Origin of the sequence: uncultured Methanobrevibacter sp. (assembly GCF_900316895.1) — an archaeon.
Taxonomy (GTDB): domain Archaea; phylum Methanobacteriota; class Methanobacteria; order Methanobacteriales; family Methanobacteriaceae; genus Methanocatella.
Window position 1 is genome coordinate 1 of sequence record NZ_ONER01000030.1, and the last position, 18,603, is coordinate 18,603.

The following is an 18,603-nucleotide window of genomic DNA, read 5'->3' on the forward strand; positions in this document are numbered from 1 at the left end:
CTTTATTACAGATAATTAAAATATATTATCCTGTAAGTTGTCCACGGAAAAATGGTAAGTAATCGAAATTCCAATTACTAACTTTTAGTTACTAAATGTTATTTTAATTCCTTATAGTATATAAATTTAGTCATATAAAGTTTATGTAAATATTCAAAAGATATCATGTAAAAACCACAAAATTATAGTTTAAAAAAAAATTAAAAACATTACTACCTATTTCAATACGTAAACCGTGCTTCTGCCTTTCCCTTGAGACTTTATCAATCCTTTTTCAAGCAGTTTTTGAATATAGGAATATGATCCCTGAGAAGATAAGTCAAGCAATTCCTGAACCTCCCTGTTTTTAATGGAACCGTTTTTCTCGATATACTCCAATATCTTAATTTCCTTTTCGCCTAACCTGATTTTATCATTGAATTTCATGTCAAAATGAGACATTTCAAGAATCTCATTTTTCACAGAAGTTAGAGAAACCAGAAATCCTGTTGAAAAATATTCCAACCATTCGGTTAAATCCCTGGACTTGTCGGCTGATTGCAGAGCTGCATAGTAGGATTGCCTGTCCTGATTGTAATATTCATCAAGAGAGAAGTATCCTTTTATGTCAAAATCATTTAAAAGAAGCATTAGAGTTGCCAATGCTCTTGCAGTTCTGCCGTTGCCGTCTACAAACGGATGAATTCTGACAAATTCATAATGTATGATTCCTGCAAGAATAATTGGGTTTAACTCATCCTGAACATTAATCCAGTCCAACAATTCTCCAATCAAATAAGGAACCTTGACCGGGCTTGGAGGCACGAAATTAAGCTTGCCTGTTTTCAGATTACCGATAACTACCGGCGTGTCCCTGAATCTACCTGCCATGTTCGTGTCGTTAAGGGTTCCTTCAGTGATATTTTTATGGATTTCAAGAATGGTCTTTTCATCAATTTTTTCATATTTGTCAAGATTTTCAAGGGTTTTGAAGTAATTTACAACTTCAATTTCAGACCGGTTTAGCTTAACCTCATCTAATTTATTATGTTCTTTCAGATTGAATAGTTCTGTTACCTGTTTGAAGTCCAACGGATTTCCCTCAATGGAGGTTGAATTATATGAAGAGGATATTATTGCCTTGTTTTTAAGCAAAAGATCATAAGAAGGAAGAATTTTTGAATTCAAAATGAATTCCCTAATGGATGATATTTCCATCAGATTATTGATGATTTTATTGGTATATCGAAATTTTGCATCAAACATGTGCAGTTCCCTCAAATAACTTTTTTCTGTTTAAATGTTATGAATCAAATGATTTAAATATTATTGCCTTAATTCGTTCGTAGGTTGACGAATAGTATGAATTTAACTTGATGATTATTATCAAAAATTAAATAAAAGACTTCCATTATTAAAATAAGTATTAAAACAACTGCAAATAAAAATGAATTTACTTGATGATTATAGTTGATGAAAGACAACACATCATAGAAAAGTGGTTACTATATGAAAATCAAACTACCTACTCTTAGTACTAAATGCAATTTTAATATCTTGTAGTATATGAAGTTAGTTGATGCACTACAAAAATTTTAAATTGAATGTTAAAAATATATTATTTCAGATAAATGAAAAAGGTTTAAAAAAATGAAGACATTGATAAAAGTTAATAGAGTTTCAAAAGAATATAAAATGGGAACTCAAACAGTCAAAGCGGCCAACAATCTTGATTTTACAATCGACCAGGGAGAGCTTGTAGTGATTCTCGGACCGTCAGGAAGTGGTAAATCAACACTGCTTAACCTTTTAGGAGGTCTTGACAAGCCTACAAGCGGTGAAATAATTATTGATGATGAAAACATCACCGCCTTTTCAGATAAGGAACTTACACGTTCTATAACCTGATTCCAAACCTGACCGCATGCGAAAACATTGAGGTTCTCAATGACATTGTCGATGAAAACATAGACGGACAGGAGATTTTAAGTCAGGTGGGACTGTCACAGCATGTCAACAAGTTTCCGTCAGAACTGTCCGGAGGGGAACAGCAAAGGGTATCCATTGCTCGGGCAATAGCTAAAAATGCTCGGGCAATAGCTAAAAAACCAAAAATGCTTCTGTGTGACGAGCCTACAGGTGCACTGGATTCCAAAACCGGAAAGCTCATTATTGAACTGCTGATAAGCCTATGTGAAAGTGAAAATACGACAGTCATTATAGTAACACACAATAACGAATTTGCAAAAGTCGCAAACAAGGTCATTCACATCAAGAACGGTGAAGTTGAATACATTGAGACAAATGAGAATCCGCAATCTGTAGATGCTATAAACTGGTGATTTGATGCTATTCAAAAAGATGTTACGCGACATGAAGGAACACAAAATGCAATTCGTTGCCATTTTCCTAATGTCATTCATTACATTGCTGGCCTTTGCGGGAATAGGATCAGAGGTCCAGGGTCTTCAGGACAACCTCAACAACTATTATAACGAAACAAACATGGCGGATGCATATGTGCTTGGATCCAATTTCAATAAAACTGTCGTCAATGATTTCAAGAATCTGAGTTCGACAACAGGCATTGAAACCCAATTCGTTGTAAAGTCGATTGCTGATTTGGAAGATGAACCGACAGTAACGCTGCATTTTTTAAAGAAGAATAAGATTTCCAAATACTACCCTGTTGAAGGAAAAAAAATTAATTTCAGCGATGCGGACGGCATATGGCTGGATGCAAGATTTGCTGAAGCGAAGAATTTGACCGTCGGGGACAATATCTCCGTAAAATTCAATGGAATCACATTAAACAAGACAATCCGTGGACTTGGATATTCTCCGGATTACGTCTATGAGCAACCGGAAAACGGTCTGGTTTCAGATTTCAAATATCAGGGATTCGGATATCTCTCAGAGAAGGCATACCCTGGCGAGGACATGCCACACAACAAGCTGCTATTGACCACCAATGCCACTACCCCGGATTATTACCATCAAACACGTGCAATGCTTGAGGACAAGGGATATGACGACATAATAAACGGCACATCCTTCATGCCTAGGGAAGACAGCAGCAGTGACGATCAAATACAGGACGAAATCAAGCAGCATATCGTTTTGGCAGTGATGTTTCCAATCATTTTCGTTGTGGTTGCGTTACTGATTCTGCTGACTACAATGACACGTATCGTTAACCAGCAAAGAACACAGATTGGAACCTTGAAGGCAATAGGATTTGAGAACAGACCGTTGATATTGCATTATTTATCCTACGGTTTCTATTTGACGCTGATCGGTAGCGTTCTGGGAATAATAGTCGGCCACAATACGATACCATACATTTTTGTCGACACCATGAAGTCATATTACACATTGCCTTGCTGGGATCCCGGATTCAATATCAGTTTCATCATTGTAGCCCTTTTAATCGTTTTGGGTTCTGTTTTATGCTCATACTTTGCGGTTGCAAGCATTATCCGAGAGCCTCCTTCAGTAACTTTGAAGGCAAAGCCACCTAAAGTGAGCAAAATAGGATTTATTGAAAATACATGGATATGGAACAAGATGGGATTCAATCTTAGGTGGAACACCAGAGACGTTAACAGGCATAAGTTAAGAACTCTCATTGCACTGGTTGGAGTCATTGGCTGTACGGTGCTTCTCATCTCAGCATTCGGTATGCAAGATGGGGTCAATGACCTGAAATCCTGGAAATATGATGACATCAACCACTATGAGACACAGCTTGTTCTTGATGACAACGTTTCACAGTCACAGATAGATTCAATAATTAAAGAGGTTAACGGCACTCCAGTAATGACAAAAACCATTCAAATCGAGGCCAATGGCATTAAAAAGATGCAAGTGCTGACGGTCCATGATAAGTCCCCACTAATCACGCCAACCGATAAGGACAGGCAAGAGATAAAATTGCCAAAAAACGGCATTTCCATTTCAGAGAAGACCGCAGAGATATACGGCCTGAAAGTTGGCGATAAAATAAAATGGCACCTATACGGTAATGAGACTTGGATAACCTCCACGGTTAAGGACATTTATGGTGATCCTTCAGTTCAGGGAATTACAATCACAAAAGAATGTGCTAAAAAGAACAACATTTCATTCAAGCCGACAGAAATCGTTACAGCAAAAAATGTGACAGGAAACTTGGATGGTGTCGGAAGCTACAACTCCTATAAGGACTTGACAAACAGTTGGGACAAGCTCTCACAAACAGCAAATCTGCTCATCATAATATTGGTAATATTTGCAGTCATATTGGCTATTGTCGTTCTCTACAGCTTGGGCCTTTTAGGATTCACCGAAGTGGAACGGGACATGGCAACATTGAAGGTTTTAGGATTCCAATTAAGCGATTTGAGAAAACTCTTCATAACCCAATATCTGGGAATATCAATAGTAGGATTCATAATTGGAGTTCCAACAGGATACTATGTTCTGGAGGCCATCAGAAGCAATACGGACAAGCTTTATTATCCGACAGACTATTCCCTGACTACAATAGCAATAAGTTTCGTGATAACAATAATCGTTTCTGCAATCGTTAACCTGTTGCTTGCAAATCAGCTTAAAAATATTGATATGGTTGAAGCCCTTAAAAAAGAAAGGGAATAACCATTAATTTATTTTTTTAAGAAAAAAATAGTAATAGAATAAAAGGGAGAAAAATGATTCTCCCATTCTTTTTTTAATGGATCTCTGTTTAGATAACCATATAATAAACCGCAACAATACTTGGTATCGCAATGATTATAGTGTTTCTAACCATCCTGAAACGATGCCTTCTCCATTGCTTTTCTGTCAATTCCTTGGTTTTTGGTATTTTCAAAATACTCAAGATAATGCTTGCGGCCAAGAAAATGAAATATGCATTGATTATAAAGAGATAACCCGCTCCAAGGAGCATATCCAATCTTCCATTCGCAATGGCATATCCGCATGTACATAATGGAGGCATCAGGGCGGTTGCAATTGCAACACCAGGGATAACTGTGTTTGTCTTATCCAGTCTGGTTTGCCCTATGATTCCTGCAAGCCCTCCGAAAAATGCAATGAGCAGGTCATAAAAACTTGGAGAAGTTCTTGCAAGCAATTCAACAGTCGGCTCCTTGACCGGAGAGAGGAAAAAGTAAATTGAAGCTGCAACTACACTTATCACAATCTGCATTCCAAAGCCAATCATATGGTTTGTAAATAGCGGATAATCTGCTGACACATTTCCATATGCGGAAGCAAGAATGCTGCCCATTATAGGCGAAATCAGCATTGCCCCGATAATTACTGCAGTTGAACTCATATTTAGACCGACAGAAGCGATTACCATCGCACATACAAGCACACACATGTTGGTTCCGGTGATTTTTCCACCATCCAAAAGACGTTCCTTAATCTCCTCATGAGAAGCGGAATCCTCCGATAATGAAAAAGCCATTCTAATCTTTTCCTTTATTGTTTGATTTTGATCGTTATTCACACTCATACTCTCATTTCCTTTATAGCCTTGACCCTAGGCTTTTAACTAATCTCAAGAATAATCCCTCAAACCCAAAGTTCAGGTAACTTATATAACTATTTCAATGTTTCCATATTTAAATTTCTTTAAAAATAACTTGAAAGTGTGAATTAAAGAACTTAATCGCAACAAAATGCATCAATTAAAACAATATACTTTATTAGTTTTTTACTTTTTATGAATATTTTCCTATAATTTAAGTATTTTACTTAAAATTAAATAGTTGTGAGACAAAAAAATATAATACATATATAAAGAGGTGATTAATTATGGACTATAGGAAAGTACTCGGAATTATATTTATAATATTGGGTTTGCTTTTCGCAGTTTACCCAGTGTACAGCGCAGCAACAGTATCATGGATTGCTGGAATCTGCCTGATAGCATTCGGATTTGCTTCAATTATTGATGGATTTTCAGTATGGAGCATGATGGCACACGCTTCAGCAATCAAGATATTGCTTGGTATCTGTGCAATACTATTTGGACTATTGTTTATTTATGAAATAGATGCATTATCATTCCTTGTTGGATACATATTCTATTTGACTGCATTTGTAATGATATTCGTAGGTATTGCAGGCATCTTTTTTGGATTCGATTCAATATCAAGAATTGCATCAGTATTGATTTTAATCCTAGGTATAGTGGCATTTTTCTTAGCAACATTTTCAATCGCACAGCCATTATATGCAGCAATCCTCGTCGGAATATGTCTTATTATGGAAGGAATAACATTCTTTGCATCAAGTATCGTTGAAAGCTAAATAGTAATGTGATATAATGGATAAGGAAACTAAAGAACGTTTGGGCGAAATTAGAGCAGCCATAAAAAAATATGGCTTCGATAAAATTTTAGGCCAAACCGCAAAAAACAAAATAGGCGGAAAAGACGATGCCGAAGCCAATGAACTTTTGCTGGATGATGAAATTCCCGTCAAGCTAAGATTGATGCTTCAGGAATTGGGAACCACATTCATCAAATTGGGTCAGCTGTTAAGTACAAGACCTGATGTAGTTGGCGACAGGATTGCAGATGAGCTTGCAAACCTGCAGGACGACAATCCTGCAATAACATACGAGCAGGTCAAGGCAATAGTCGAAAGGGAACTCAATGGAAACATTGATGAGCTTTTCGAAGAATTTAAACATGAACATTTGGCTACCGCATCCATCGGACAGGTTCATGAAGCAAAATTGATTACCGGTGAAAGGGTTGCAGTCAAAATCCAAAAAGAAGGTATCACCGACAAGATTGACCTTGACTTGAGGATATTGAAATACATTGCCAACCGTACCGACAAATTTAACGCAAATCTCAGGAAACTGAACCTTCCTGGAATAATGGAGGAGTTTGACCGTTCAATCCACAAGGAAATAGATTACAACAACGAATTCATGAACATGCAGCGCATTGAAATGAATTTCGTTGAAAATCCGGCCATACACATTCCGGCCACATACCCTGAATACTGCACTTCAAAAGTATTGACAATGGAATTCATTGACGGTACCAAATTAAATGACGTGTATGAAAGCACCAGCGATGAGTTCGACAAAAAGCTCTTGGCAAAAAATGTCCTTGACTCATATCTCCAGCAGCTGTTCATAGACGGATTTTTCCATGGAGACCCGCATCCGGGAAACGTGATGATTCTGGAGGACAATGTGGTGTGCTATCTTGATTTGGGCATGATGGGATTCTTCGATGAAAAGTTCAAAAAAGACCTTTCCGAAGTAGTATTGCTGTTCATGGACCAGGATGTTGACGGACTGATAAACCAGCTTATGTACATGGACATATTGGATTATGACATTGACACATCTTCCTTAAGAAGGGATCTTAATGACCTGTTCGGAAGGTACTTCGGCGTACAGCTGAACCGTTTCGATGGAGTTTTAGAGGCACTTCTAAGCCTTATGCAGGAATATGGAGTAATCCTTCCAAATGAAGTCGTCACAATGGCAAGAGGACTGTCAATGATTGAATCCATTGCACACAATCTTGACCCTGAAATCGATGTTTTCGCATCAATCAAACCTGTTGCAAAACAAATTGCAAAGCAAAGGCTCAGCCCTAAGCAGATGTTAAAAGGCAAAAAAAGCAACCTTATCCTATATGAACACATGCTTCAGTCCATGCCTAAACTTCTCACAAGGACAATCCACAAAATAGAAAATGAAGAATTGCAGTTCAGATTTGAAGTCGACATTACCGACAAGGTTACAATAGTCGCATTGATATCCGCTCTGATAATCGGCTCTTCAGTCGTTTCATTCGGACCAAGAGCATTTGACATGCCTGTGATTTCTTTAATCGGTTATATAATAGCCATAATCCTAAGTATTATCGGCCTTAAAAGATTTGTCTTAAAATAAGATAGAAATTATGAGGAATTTTTTCCTCAATCATTATTTTTTTGAATTAACTGTCCCATCCGACAACTTGCCAGATTCCATCGATTTTTCTAAAATTTGCCACCGTATCGGAAATCCATCTCAGTTCCCTGCCGTAGACCTTGGCAGTCAATCTGACTTTAGATATTAAGGAAGCGGACTCATCATCATCAAACAGTATTGTAGGATCCATGATATCAGATTTTGAAAAATCCATAGAACCGTCATCAATCTCAGAGATGAACTCACCTTTAACCTGAGACCTGTTTGGAGCCTGAGTGAGTCTGAAATCATCAGAAAGGATTTCATCCAACTTTTCTGTGTCGGCTTCAATCAATGCATTTTGAAACTCGACAAACCTGTCAACGATTTCCTGGTCTGCACCGGAAAATGATTTCTCACAAAATAGTTCTACATCAGACATGATATAATATATAAATTAATAAGTACATATTATTTTATGTATGAATGATTAAGGCTGGTGAAATCATTAGTGAAATTCCAGAAATAAACTGCAAAAAAACAAAGGAAACAATTGTTGAATTCATCAAATCAAAAGTATCCGAGTCCAAAACCGACGGAATTGTAGTCGGCTTGAGCGGAGGAATCGATTCAACATTGATAGCCTATCTTGCATGTGAAGCAGTTGGAAAGGACAATGTATTTGGAATTGTCATGCCGTCCGCTACAACACCGGCCGAAGACACTGTTCATGGAATCGAAATAGCGCAAAGATTAGGTATCGAATACAGAGAAATAGCTATTGACAGCATTCTGAATGAATATTTATGCCTGACAAAGCTTGAAGAGGATAATCTTGCAATAGGAAATCTCAAAGCAAGAATCAGGATGTCAATCATTTATTATTATGCAAACGCTAAAAACTACCTTGTCAGCGGAACAGGTAACAGAAGCGAAATTCTGATTGGTTATTTCACAAAGCATGGAGATGGCGCATGCGACATGGAACCGATTGGAGATTTATACAAGAGTGAAGTTTACAAGTTAAGCGAATACCTGAACATCCAAGAGGAAATCATCAAAAAGCCTCCAAGGGCAGGCCTCTGGGAAAACCAGAGCGATGAGGAAGAAATTGGAATGAGTTACGATTTGCTTGATGAAATCCTATATCTCTTTACTGAAAAGGATATGAAAAATACCCAAATAGCTGAAAGACTTGACATTTCAGTTGATGACGTTAATATGATTATCAATAAAATAATTAGGAGCGAACACAAAAGCAAAGTTCCCGAAATTCCTAAAAAAATATTATAATGGTGATTTAGTGAGCGAAAATATAGAAAAGAAATGGCAGAAGAAATGGGCTGATGCGAAAATATTCGAATCAAACCCTGACGAGAGAGAAAAACTATACCTTACCGTTGCTTTTCCATACCCTAGTGGTGCAATGCACATAGGTCACGGCCGTACATATACCGTGCCGGACGTTTATGCAAGGTTCAAAAGAATGGAAGGTTACAACGTACTGTTCCCGATGGCATGGCACGTTACAGGAGCACCGGTTATCGGAATAGCTGACAGGATTCAAAGGAAAGACCCTTGGACACTTGATTTGTACCACAGGGTTCATGGAGTTCCAAAGGAAACATTGCCAAAGCTTGAAGACCCTGAATACATCGTTAAATACTTCTCAACAGAATACCATGAAGTAATGGATGAAATGGGATATTCAATCGACTGGAGAAGGGAATTCAGAACAATCGACCCGACCTACAAAAAATTCATCGAATGGCAAATAACCACATTATATGAAAAGGGATTGATTCAGAAAGGAGAACACCCTGTAAAATACTGTCCAAACTGTGACAACCCTGTTGGAGATCACGATCTGCTCGAAGGTGAAGGGGTAGGCGTCAATGAACTGACATTATTGAAATTCCCGATTGAAGATAAGATTTTAGTTACCGCAACCCTAAGGCCTGAAACCATTGTCGGAGCAACCAACATCTGGCTTAACCCTGATGTCGAATACGTTTTGGTTAATGCCGAAGGCGAAAAATGGGTAATTACAAAAGAAGCTCACTATAATTTATCCAACCAAATCAAGGATTTGGACATCATATCTGAAATTGACCCTAATGAATTAATAGGAAAAATGGCTAAAAATCCATTCACCGGAGACGAACTGCCAATTTTCCCTGCAAGCTTTGTTAGCGCATCCTACGGAAGCGGTGTCGTATTTTCCGAACCTGCAGATGCACCTGCAGACTACATCGCACTTCAGGACTTGAAGAAAAACGAGGAAATGATAGCCAAATACAATTTAGGCGGCATCATTGAAAACGTGGAACCTATTCCAGTATGTACCCTTAAGGGCTATGGGGAAATCCCTGCAGCAGACATCATCGAAAGATTAGGAATTACTGACCAAAACGATGAAAAGCTGCATGAAGCCACCAATGAGCTGTACAAGCAGCAACACAGTAAAGGTACAATCATCGAATCCATTCCGGACTTTGGCGGAATGAAAGTTCGTTTTGCACGTGAAGAGCTCAAAGAGAAACTGATAGCCGAGAACATGGCAACAATCATGTATGACTTTGCCGAAAGGCCTGTAGTGTGCAGATGCGGAAACAACTGTGTCGTCAAAATCATGGATGACCAATGGTTCATGAAATACGGAAATGAGGAATGGACCGAAAAGACCCTGGAAGTGCTTGAAGGCGAAACAATCATTCCAAAGGAAATCAAAAATAATTTTGACTATTACATAAACTGGCTGGACGATTGGGCATGTTCCAGAAAAGTGGGACTTGGAACCAGACTTCCATGGGACAACCAATGGCTGATCGAGCCATTGACCGATTCTACAATCTACATGTCCTATTATGCAATTGCAAAATACGTGAAAGACATGAATCCGGATGATTTGACCCCTGCATTCTTTGACAAAGTTTTATTGAACAAGGATTCAGGCGAAATTACCGTTCCTCAAGAAAAAGTACAGGAAATTCAGGATGAATTCAACTACTGGTACCCATTGGACTGGAGACTGTCCGCAAAGGACCTGGTAGGTAACCACCTGAGCTTTTTGATGTTTGCCCACAGTGCAATCTATCCAAAAGAAAAATGGCCTCAAGGAACCGTAGTGTTCGGTATGGGACTTCTGGAAGGAAACAAGATGTCTTCCTCAAAAGGTAACGTCATCCTCCTAAAAGATGCAATCAGAGACTACACCGCTGATGTCGTAAGGCTCTTCCTGATGGCTTCTGCAGAACCATGGCAGGACTTCGACTGGAGGGAAAAGGAAGTTCTTGGAACAAAAAGAAGACTTGAATGGTTCAGGGAATTTGCAGCAAGAGTCGAAGAGATTAAAGGTTCACCATTGGACTTAAGCAACATTGAAGAGGTGGAACTGACCCGTACCATTGACTTATGGATGATAAGCCAGCTAAACGAACACATCAAAAATGCAACAGAAGCTTTGGAAGTCTTCCAGACAAGACAGGCATTACAAGATTCTCTGTTCCTTCTTAAAAAGGATGTTGACCACTACCTGTACCGTGTAAAACACATTATCGATGCACAGGACCCGGCAGTAATTTACGTGCTGTCAACAGTCCTTGAAGCTTGGATCAGGCTTTTAGCACCATTCACTCCACACACATGTGAAGAATTATGGTCCAAATATGGTGGAGAAGGATTTGTAAGCCAGTCCAGTTGGCCTGAAGCTGACGAAAGCCTTATGGATGTTAAAATCGAAAAGGCAGAGTCACTGGTTGAAAACATCATCAAGGATATTGCCCACATCAAGCAGATGGTTGGAGATGAAGTTGAAAAGATTCACATCTACCTTGCCCCTGACTGGAAATGGGACCTTTACAAAATAGCTGATGAAGTAGGAAAACCTGACATCGGCCAGATTATGGGAAGAGCCATCGGCGCCAATATCTATGACGACAAAAAGGAAATAGCAATGGTGGCCAAAAAAATCGGTAAGGAAATAACCAAAACCCGCTACATCGGCAAGATCAACGAAGAGGAAATCTTAACCGATGCACTTGACTACATCAAAGAGGAAAGCGGCAATGAAGTCATTATCCACACCGATGACTCATACGACCCACAAAACAAGGCTAAAAACGCAATGCCTTACAAACCAGCAATATTTATGGAATAATTCAAATTATTCCATCTATTTTTCTATTTTTTGTTAACTTAACGAATATTAACAACCGCAGATACTGAAAATATGGGCATATGGTTTTCCGTCTGCAATTCCTTTCTTTTTTTAAAAATTTGCAAAAAAATTTATACATGTCTCTCTAATTCATTTAAAAAAAAATAAACTAAATTTAATATAGATTAATTAAAGAAATATATTACAATTAGAATTTAAATGAGGCATAAACAATGAGTAAAAATAAGGCAATTGCTATCTTTTTAATTTTATTTTCTATTTTATGTTCACTTTCGGCGGTTGCTGCAAGTGACTTAAACTCGACAGACTCTATTGCAAATGATATTGCTGAAGATATCATTACTGAAACTGCAGATTTTGATGAAGAACAGGAAAGCATATTGAATATGACGGATGAAGAACAGGAAAACATATTGGGTGCAACGACTGAAGAACAGGAAAACATATTGGATGAGGGCGAATCAGGTGAATGGGGCACATTCACTGAGTTAAAGGGTATAGTAAGTCCAATATTCGTTCATAATGTCGTTTTGTATAAGAATTATAGATGTGAGGGTCCTAACGATGCAATAGTCTTTGACCGCGCTATAACCATTGATGGAAACGGGCATACGATTGACTGTGCAGGAAAATCAAATGCATTCCAATTTAATTATGGTGAGGTCCAGTTAAGAAATTTGCGAATTACAGGATTTGCTGGCACTTCAAGTTCTAGCTCTTATGCTATATCTATTGGATTTGATACTAATTACTGCAAAATCGAAAATTGTGTTTTTGAAGGCAATTCACATAGCGTATTGTCATTGGCAGGACACAAACAAAATACAATTTCCAATTGTATTTTTAGAAACAATTCTGCAAGGGGAGCTGAAATAGTTTCTGGAACTGGCAATTTTGCAATGATTGGATGTACTTTTGAAAATAATGGAAGATTCACATCCAACGGAGGATATGACACCGACAAGATACTTAGGTTAAGAAGTGATTTTTTTGTTGAGAATTGTATCTTTGAGAACAATGTTGCTAAAAAGGGAATTGTCTATTTTGAAGACTACATCTATTCTCCTTGTGTTAAAAATTGTTTCTTTGGTGCTGCTCAAACCGATGAGGATTATGGCTTAATTTATTGTGACGGTCCTAACAGAATAGAGGAATCAATTTTTTGCACTCCAGATATAAAAGGAAATGTTATAAACGGTTATAAATCCGCAGGCTTATCGTATAATCTTTGGCTGGACGGTACAAAATCTAATGAAATTCCTGAGAGATTTGTTGGATCTGGATACGGGTATGAGACCAGATATGAACCGTTTATTGTTACCGGATACCAAAAAGTGAGAATATATGGCCAAATTTTTTCCAGTTATATTTATGTCCCGACAATACCTAAAGAAGTGAGGCTGGGCGATACTGTTGAATTAAAACTCATGTTTCTCAAATCCGACGATACTCTTTTGGAAATGCCTCAAGGAAAACCTGTAACATTTCAAGTCCAATTCAGTGACAGTAACCTAAATTCAACAAACATCACATTCACCAATAAAATTTCAACACCGTTTAATTATACGGCATTGGATGGTAAGGAAGGTACTGTATCAATTTTTTATAACGGTGCACTTATCAGCTCCCTTAAAATAACCCATGCCGGAGAGTATGATTCATTAACCCTACTGAAACATGAGATATCAAAAGCTTCAAATGAGATAAACCTAACTCATGATTATAAGTTCTACTCCTCCCTCGACGATAGAAATGCGATTACCGTTGATAAAGACCTTACAATAAACGGAAATGGCTATACAATTGACGGATGTAACGGTGTCAACGGCATCTTTAACTTTGCAGGCGGAAGAAACATCACAGTCAAAAATTTAAATATTATAAACGTGAAGGAAACTGCAATAAGAGGCATGTCTTCCGGCAATGACCGAATTACTTTTATAAACTGTACTTTTGAAAACACAGGAGGGGCAATAAATTCAGATAAGATAACATTTATTTCCGGTTGTGAATTTGAAAACATTAAAGCTACTGCTGTTAAGTTATATTCTACCCAAAGTACAGCAAACATTATTGATAAATCAACATTTGAAAATTGTAATAGTAAAAATGACGGTGGTGCGGGCTATATCAATTCAAAAACCGTGATTACAAATTCAAAATTTATAAATAACTATGCAAGCAATGGTGGAGGATTATACATTGACGCAGAAAATTGTGCTGTCGACAATTGTGAATTTATTGGAAATGAAGCGGATTATGTGGCTGGAGGAGCATATTTCTCAAGTGCAAACTGTAATCTTACTAACAGTGCATTTATAAATAACTCAGCCGCATCAAATGCGGCATTTTACCTTAAAACAACACCCGTGACAGTGGAAAATAACACCGAAAGCAATAGCACAATAACCAGTAATTCATTTACCCACCTTAATGAGATAATAGCCCAAACCGGAAACGTGCTCAATTTAGAAAATGATTATAAATTCAAATCTAAAGATGATATGGATTTTGCAGACGGCATCTTTATTAAAAAAGACCTGATAATAAACGGTAACGGCCATGCAATTGATGGTGACGACTATGCCTCAATTTTTATAATCGATGAAGAAACTGCAAACATAACATTCAATAACATCAATTTTGTCAATGCATTGGACTATGCTGCAAATATTAAAAATGCAAAAAGCGTTACTTTCAATAATTGTACTTTTTATTCCTCAAATCATGGTTATTATAATGAGGAGGGAGTAATATTTATTGACAACGATGGAGGGTCTGTTACAGATAGCGTGCTTATCAACAGATGTTCTTTCATTGACAATGATGTCGACAAAATGATTTATGCAAAATCCGGCGGATATGCATTAACCGTTAAAGACAGCATTTTCGCAAACCCAAAATCCACCTATGACGTATACATTCAAAGACATAACAATAACAATCTGGATTACAACTGGTGGGGAAACACTGTAGACAACTTCAACAGCACCCCTAAAGTGAATGCCCAATTAAATAATTGGTACTTCATGAACATGACACTAAAATCCAACAGGGCGACAATATCACTTAACAGCTTATACGATAATCGGGGAAAAACAATCGCAACAGTTACAGATTGCAGCCTCGCTGATGTGGCTGTCGAACTCATCGGAAATGACCTCATAGTAAAAAATAATGCAATCATTAAAAATGGAAACGTCACAGTATCCTATAAAACAATTAAAAAACCGGCATATTTAACTGCAGTCATTTATGGATTTGACTATACTGCCAATACAACAGAAAAAGGACAATTTGATTTGTTACAGGAATTAATTGACAATGCCGCAAACTTTACCCTGAACCTGACTCAGGACTACACAATCACAGACGGCATAGACAGCATTGGCGGAATCATAATAAACAAAGATAGTTTAACCATTTATGGTAACGGACACACCATCAATGGTCTTGGAATATCCAAATTATTGAACATAGTGGGAAATAATGTTAAATTAATCAATTTAAACCTGATAAACGGATATGACCCAATATCCCAAAAAAGCCCTATCCAATGGAGCGGAAATTATGGGACTATGGAAAACTGTACCGTTTCCAATAATTCAGCAATGAACGGTGGAGCGATAACCTGGACCGGACCTATGGGCAGCATAAACAATTCCACTTTCATCAATAACCAGGCAAACTTTTATGGAGGTGCAATTTACTTCAATGAAATCCGTGGAGGAATCACAAATTCAAAATTCATAGACAATTCCGCATCTGATGGAGGAGCAGTCTATGCAAATCAAAAATATATTCACATCGATAACTGTGCATTCATAAAAAACGATGCAAATAACGGTGCTGCCGTTTACGTTAATGGAGAAAAAGGAAAAATACACAACAGCATATTTGAAAACAACACTGCAAGCAGAAGCGGTGGAGCAATCTACTGGAATTATATAACAGGCATCGTCACCACCAGCAACTTCACATTCAATAAAGCAAAATCAGGTGGAGCAATCTACTGGAATCACGAGTACGGTAAAGTGTCCGACTGTCAATTTGCAAACAACACCGCAACCGAGGACGGCGGAGCAATCTACTGGAATGATGACTATGGAACTGTAGACTCAAGCTACTTTGAAAACAACACCGCAGGCGGATACGGTGGAGCGATCTTTTGGGATTATGATTACGGTAAGGTTATCGAATCAGTATTCATTAAAAATACCGCTGATGACGGCGGAGCGATCTACTTCCGTGAAGGATTTATATTCATAAGCAAAGAGCAAACAGTTGAAAATTCAACATTCCAGGAAAACCGTGCAGAAAATAATGGGGGCGCAATATATCTCGCCGCAAAACAAAGCAGCATTGTCAACTCCTCATTCATCAAAAACCAAGCCACAAAAGGTGGAGCAATTTACTCAAGTAATGAAGAGGAAACAATCTCAAAATTGGCATTCATAAGCAACACCGCATCAGATAACGGAAGCGCAATATACCTGGAAGAGATATCAAACCCAGTCAATTACTGCATTTTCATAAATAACGGTGAAAATATCATATATTATGACGATACCTCATGGTTTAGCCCTACTACTTTAAATGCAGATTACAACTGGTGGGGAAACAACATAACCGATTTCAATCAGAATTTTGCAGATGTAAGTGAGGATGTGGAAATAAATAACTGGTATGTTTTAAACATGACAATGGCTGATGGAATTGCTCATATCACCTTAAATAACCTATATGATAATGCAAATTCCAGAATACTTATTGGACAATCCTGTAAATTGCCGCAGATAACATTAACATTAACAAATGAAAACATTGATGTTGCAGACAATACAACACTTGATGAAAACGGAATCGCTGAGGCATCTTACATACCAAAAGCAACCCAAACATCCCTCACTGCCCATTTTGAAACAGCAGAAATCACCGTAAACAAAGCATATATTGAAGGCACTGTGACAATTGAGGATATAGATGAATTTGACTATGGAAACGTTACAATTGAATTCAGTGTGGTAAATCCTACAACAGTTGAGGTAATCATAAAAAATGAGGATAATGAAACAGTATTCAGCAATATAACCGATAAAAGAATACTTAACCCAGATTTGGCTGCAGGAACATACACCATTACAATATCAAACGCTGGAAACGATACTGTTCTTCCAAGCAATGTAACAAAAACATTCACAGTCAACAAGTTAACTCCAATAATAAATGTTGTCACAAATGACGTGACCTATCCTGGAAACATAATTGTGAACATTACCTGTGATATAACAGGCAGATACATAGTCAAAATCGCAGATCAGCAAATAGAACTCAACCTGACAGCAAACATTGCAGAAACTGTAACATTCACAGGACTGGCAGCAAAAGAATACACAATCAATGTGACTTATGCTGAAACAGAAAACTACACAAGCGCAACAAACGACACAGTCAAGGTAAACATCCTAAAGGTAACACCAACAATAACAGTAAAAGCAGAAAACACAACATATCCTGGAGACTTGATTGTAAACGTTACCAGCAATATTGATGGAAAATACACTATTAAAATAGGTAACAAAGAGCAAAACATTAACTTAACTGCTAATGTAACCAAAGAAGTAATATTCACCGAGTTATCCGCAAACGAATACACAATTAATGTGACTTATGATGAAACAGAAAACTACACAAGCGCAACAAACGACACCATAAAAGTAAGCATATTTAAAGCAACACCAACAATAACAGTAAAAGCAGAAAACACAACATATCCTGGCGATGTAATAATTGCCATTAACGCTGATACTAACGGCAAATACAATATAACTGTTGGAAATCAAACCAAAGAGGAAACATTGACTGCAGGCATAAATACAATAACATTCACAGGTGTTAAAGTTGGAAACTATACTATAATCGTAAAATACGGCGAAACTGAAAACTACACTTCAGCAATGAATGATACAGTTAAAGTTAGTGTGCTGAAAAATGAAACTTTTGAACCTGAGATAACCGCAACAAACACTGCAAACGAAACTGTAATAACATTCACTTTCCCTGAAGATGCTACAGGAAACGTTACAGTTATTGTTGATGGCAAACAATACAACGCAACAGTAGAAAACGGCAAAGCAATAGTAACCATGCCGTTGATACCTCTGGACAGTACTGTGGACTTTGAATATAGTGGTGATGAAAACTATCCTGCAAAATCTAAGGAAACCAGTATTGCTAATGTCACAGCAATCATTAAAGCAACTGACATGATCAGAGGATACAACAGCGGAGTGGACTATCAAGTAATAGTTGTTGACGGAAACGGAAACCCAATGGCTAAAAAGAAAGTCACATTCATCATAAACGGCAACAAATACAATGCCACAACCAATGATGAAGGTATTGCAATACTAAACCTCAAACTGGCCATAGGAACACACACAGTGACAGCTGTAAACCCATTAAACAACGACAATGTCACTAAAACCGTTAAAATCATTACCAGAATCACTGGAAACAAGAATGTGAA

9 protein-coding genes and 1 pseudogene are annotated in these 18,603 nt (G+C 37.6%); 7 read left to right on the plus strand and 3 right to left on the minus strand.

The genetic code is table 11. The features are described from left to right. Positions 1 to 216 precede the first annotated feature (216 nt). A complete protein-coding gene (locus QZN27_RS04900; RefSeq protein ID WP_296784444.1) occupies positions 217 to 1,245 on the minus strand; it encodes a Fic family protein in 1,029 nt (342 codons plus the stop codon). 384 nt (positions 1,246 to 1,629) lie between these two features. On the opposite strand from QZN27_RS04900, the pseudogene QZN27_RS09930 reads away from it, so the two are divergent. Continuing rightward, a pseudogene (locus tag QZN27_RS09930) lies at positions 1,630 to 2,321 on the plus strand (ABC transporter ATP-binding protein). A 4-nt stretch (positions 2,322 to 2,325) separates the two neighbouring features. Next, positions 2,326 to 4,617 (plus strand): ABC transporter permease, encoded by a 2,292-nt coding sequence (locus QZN27_RS04915; protein ID WP_296784449.1) that lies wholly within the window; start codon positions 2,326 to 2,328, stop codon positions 4,615 to 4,617. 88 nt (positions 4,618 to 4,705) lie between these two features. Here the strand turns inward: QZN27_RS04915 and QZN27_RS04920 are convergent, their stop codons facing one another. Next, positions 4,706 to 5,482, minus strand: coding sequence for a DUF389 domain-containing protein (locus QZN27_RS04920; RefSeq protein ID WP_296784451.1), 777 nt, complete (start codon positions 5,480 to 5,482; stop codon positions 4,706 to 4,708). Positions 5,483 to 5,784: 302 nt separating this feature from the next. Here QZN27_RS04920 and QZN27_RS04925 point away from each other — a divergent pair, with 302 nt between their 5' ends. Both QZN27_RS04925 and QZN27_RS04930 read left to right on the plus strand, forming a co-directional pair. Next, positions 5,785 to 6,282 (plus strand): DUF308 domain-containing protein, encoded by a 498-nt coding sequence (locus QZN27_RS04925; RefSeq protein ID WP_296784453.1) that lies wholly within the window; start codon positions 5,785 to 5,787, stop codon positions 6,280 to 6,282. 16 nt (positions 6,283 to 6,298) lie between these two features. After that, a complete protein-coding gene (locus QZN27_RS04930) occupies positions 6,299 to 7,894 on the plus strand; it encodes an AarF/ABC1/UbiB kinase family protein (RefSeq protein WP_296784455.1) in 1,596 nt (531 codons plus the stop codon). A 46-nt stretch (positions 7,895 to 7,940) separates the two neighbouring features. Here the strand turns inward: QZN27_RS04930 and QZN27_RS04935 are convergent, their stop codons facing one another. Next, positions 7,941 to 8,336 carry a nuclear transport factor 2 family protein gene (locus QZN27_RS04935; protein WP_296784457.1) on the minus strand — a complete coding sequence of 132 codons (396 nt, stop codon included), beginning with the start codon at positions 8,334 to 8,336 and terminating at the stop codon, positions 7,941 to 7,943. Between the two features lie 65 nt (positions 8,337 to 8,401). Between QZN27_RS04935 and QZN27_RS04940 the strand changes: the two genes are divergently transcribed. The 3 genes from QZN27_RS04940 to QZN27_RS04950 all read left to right on the plus strand — a co-directional run. Further along, entirely contained in the window at positions 8,402 to 9,187 is a 786-nt protein-coding gene (locus QZN27_RS04940) for an NAD+ synthase (protein WP_366208972.1), read from the plus strand. A gap of 10 nt (positions 9,188 to 9,197) precedes the next feature. Continuing rightward, the gene (gene leuS / locus QZN27_RS04945; protein ID WP_296784462.1) at positions 9,198 to 12,053 is read left to right on the plus strand and encodes a leucine--tRNA ligase; all 2,856 of its coding nucleotides are present in this window, start codon (positions 9,198 to 9,200) and stop codon (positions 12,051 to 12,053) included. Positions 12,054 to 12,286: 233 nt separating this feature from the next. Next, positions 12,287 to 18,603: right-handed parallel beta-helix repeat-containing protein (locus QZN27_RS04950; protein ID WP_296784465.1), on the plus strand; the 6,317-nt coding region annotated here is incomplete at its 3' end.

Excerpts from the sequence above, each read along its gene's own strand:
- QZN27_RS04900 (WP_296784444.1), bottom strand. The coding sequence starts at position 1,245 with ATGTTTGATGCAAAATTTCGATATACCAATAAAATCATCAATAATCTG.
- QZN27_RS04915 (WP_296784449.1), top strand. The coding sequence starts at position 2,326 with ATGCTATTCAAAAAGATGTTACGCGACATGAAGGAACACAAAATGCAA.
- QZN27_RS04920 (WP_296784451.1), bottom strand. The coding sequence starts at position 5,482 with ATGAGTGTGAATAACGATCAAAATCAAACAATAAAGGAAAAGATTAGA.
- QZN27_RS04925 (WP_296784453.1), top strand. The coding sequence starts at position 5,785 with ATGGACTATAGGAAAGTACTCGGAATTATATTTATAATATTGGGTTTG.
- QZN27_RS04930 (WP_296784455.1), top strand. The coding sequence starts at position 6,299 with ATGGATAAGGAAACTAAAGAACGTTTGGGCGAAATTAGAGCAGCCATA.
- QZN27_RS04935 (WP_296784457.1), bottom strand. The coding sequence starts at position 8,336 with ATGTCTGATGTAGAACTATTTTGTGAGAAATCATTTTCCGGTGCAGAC.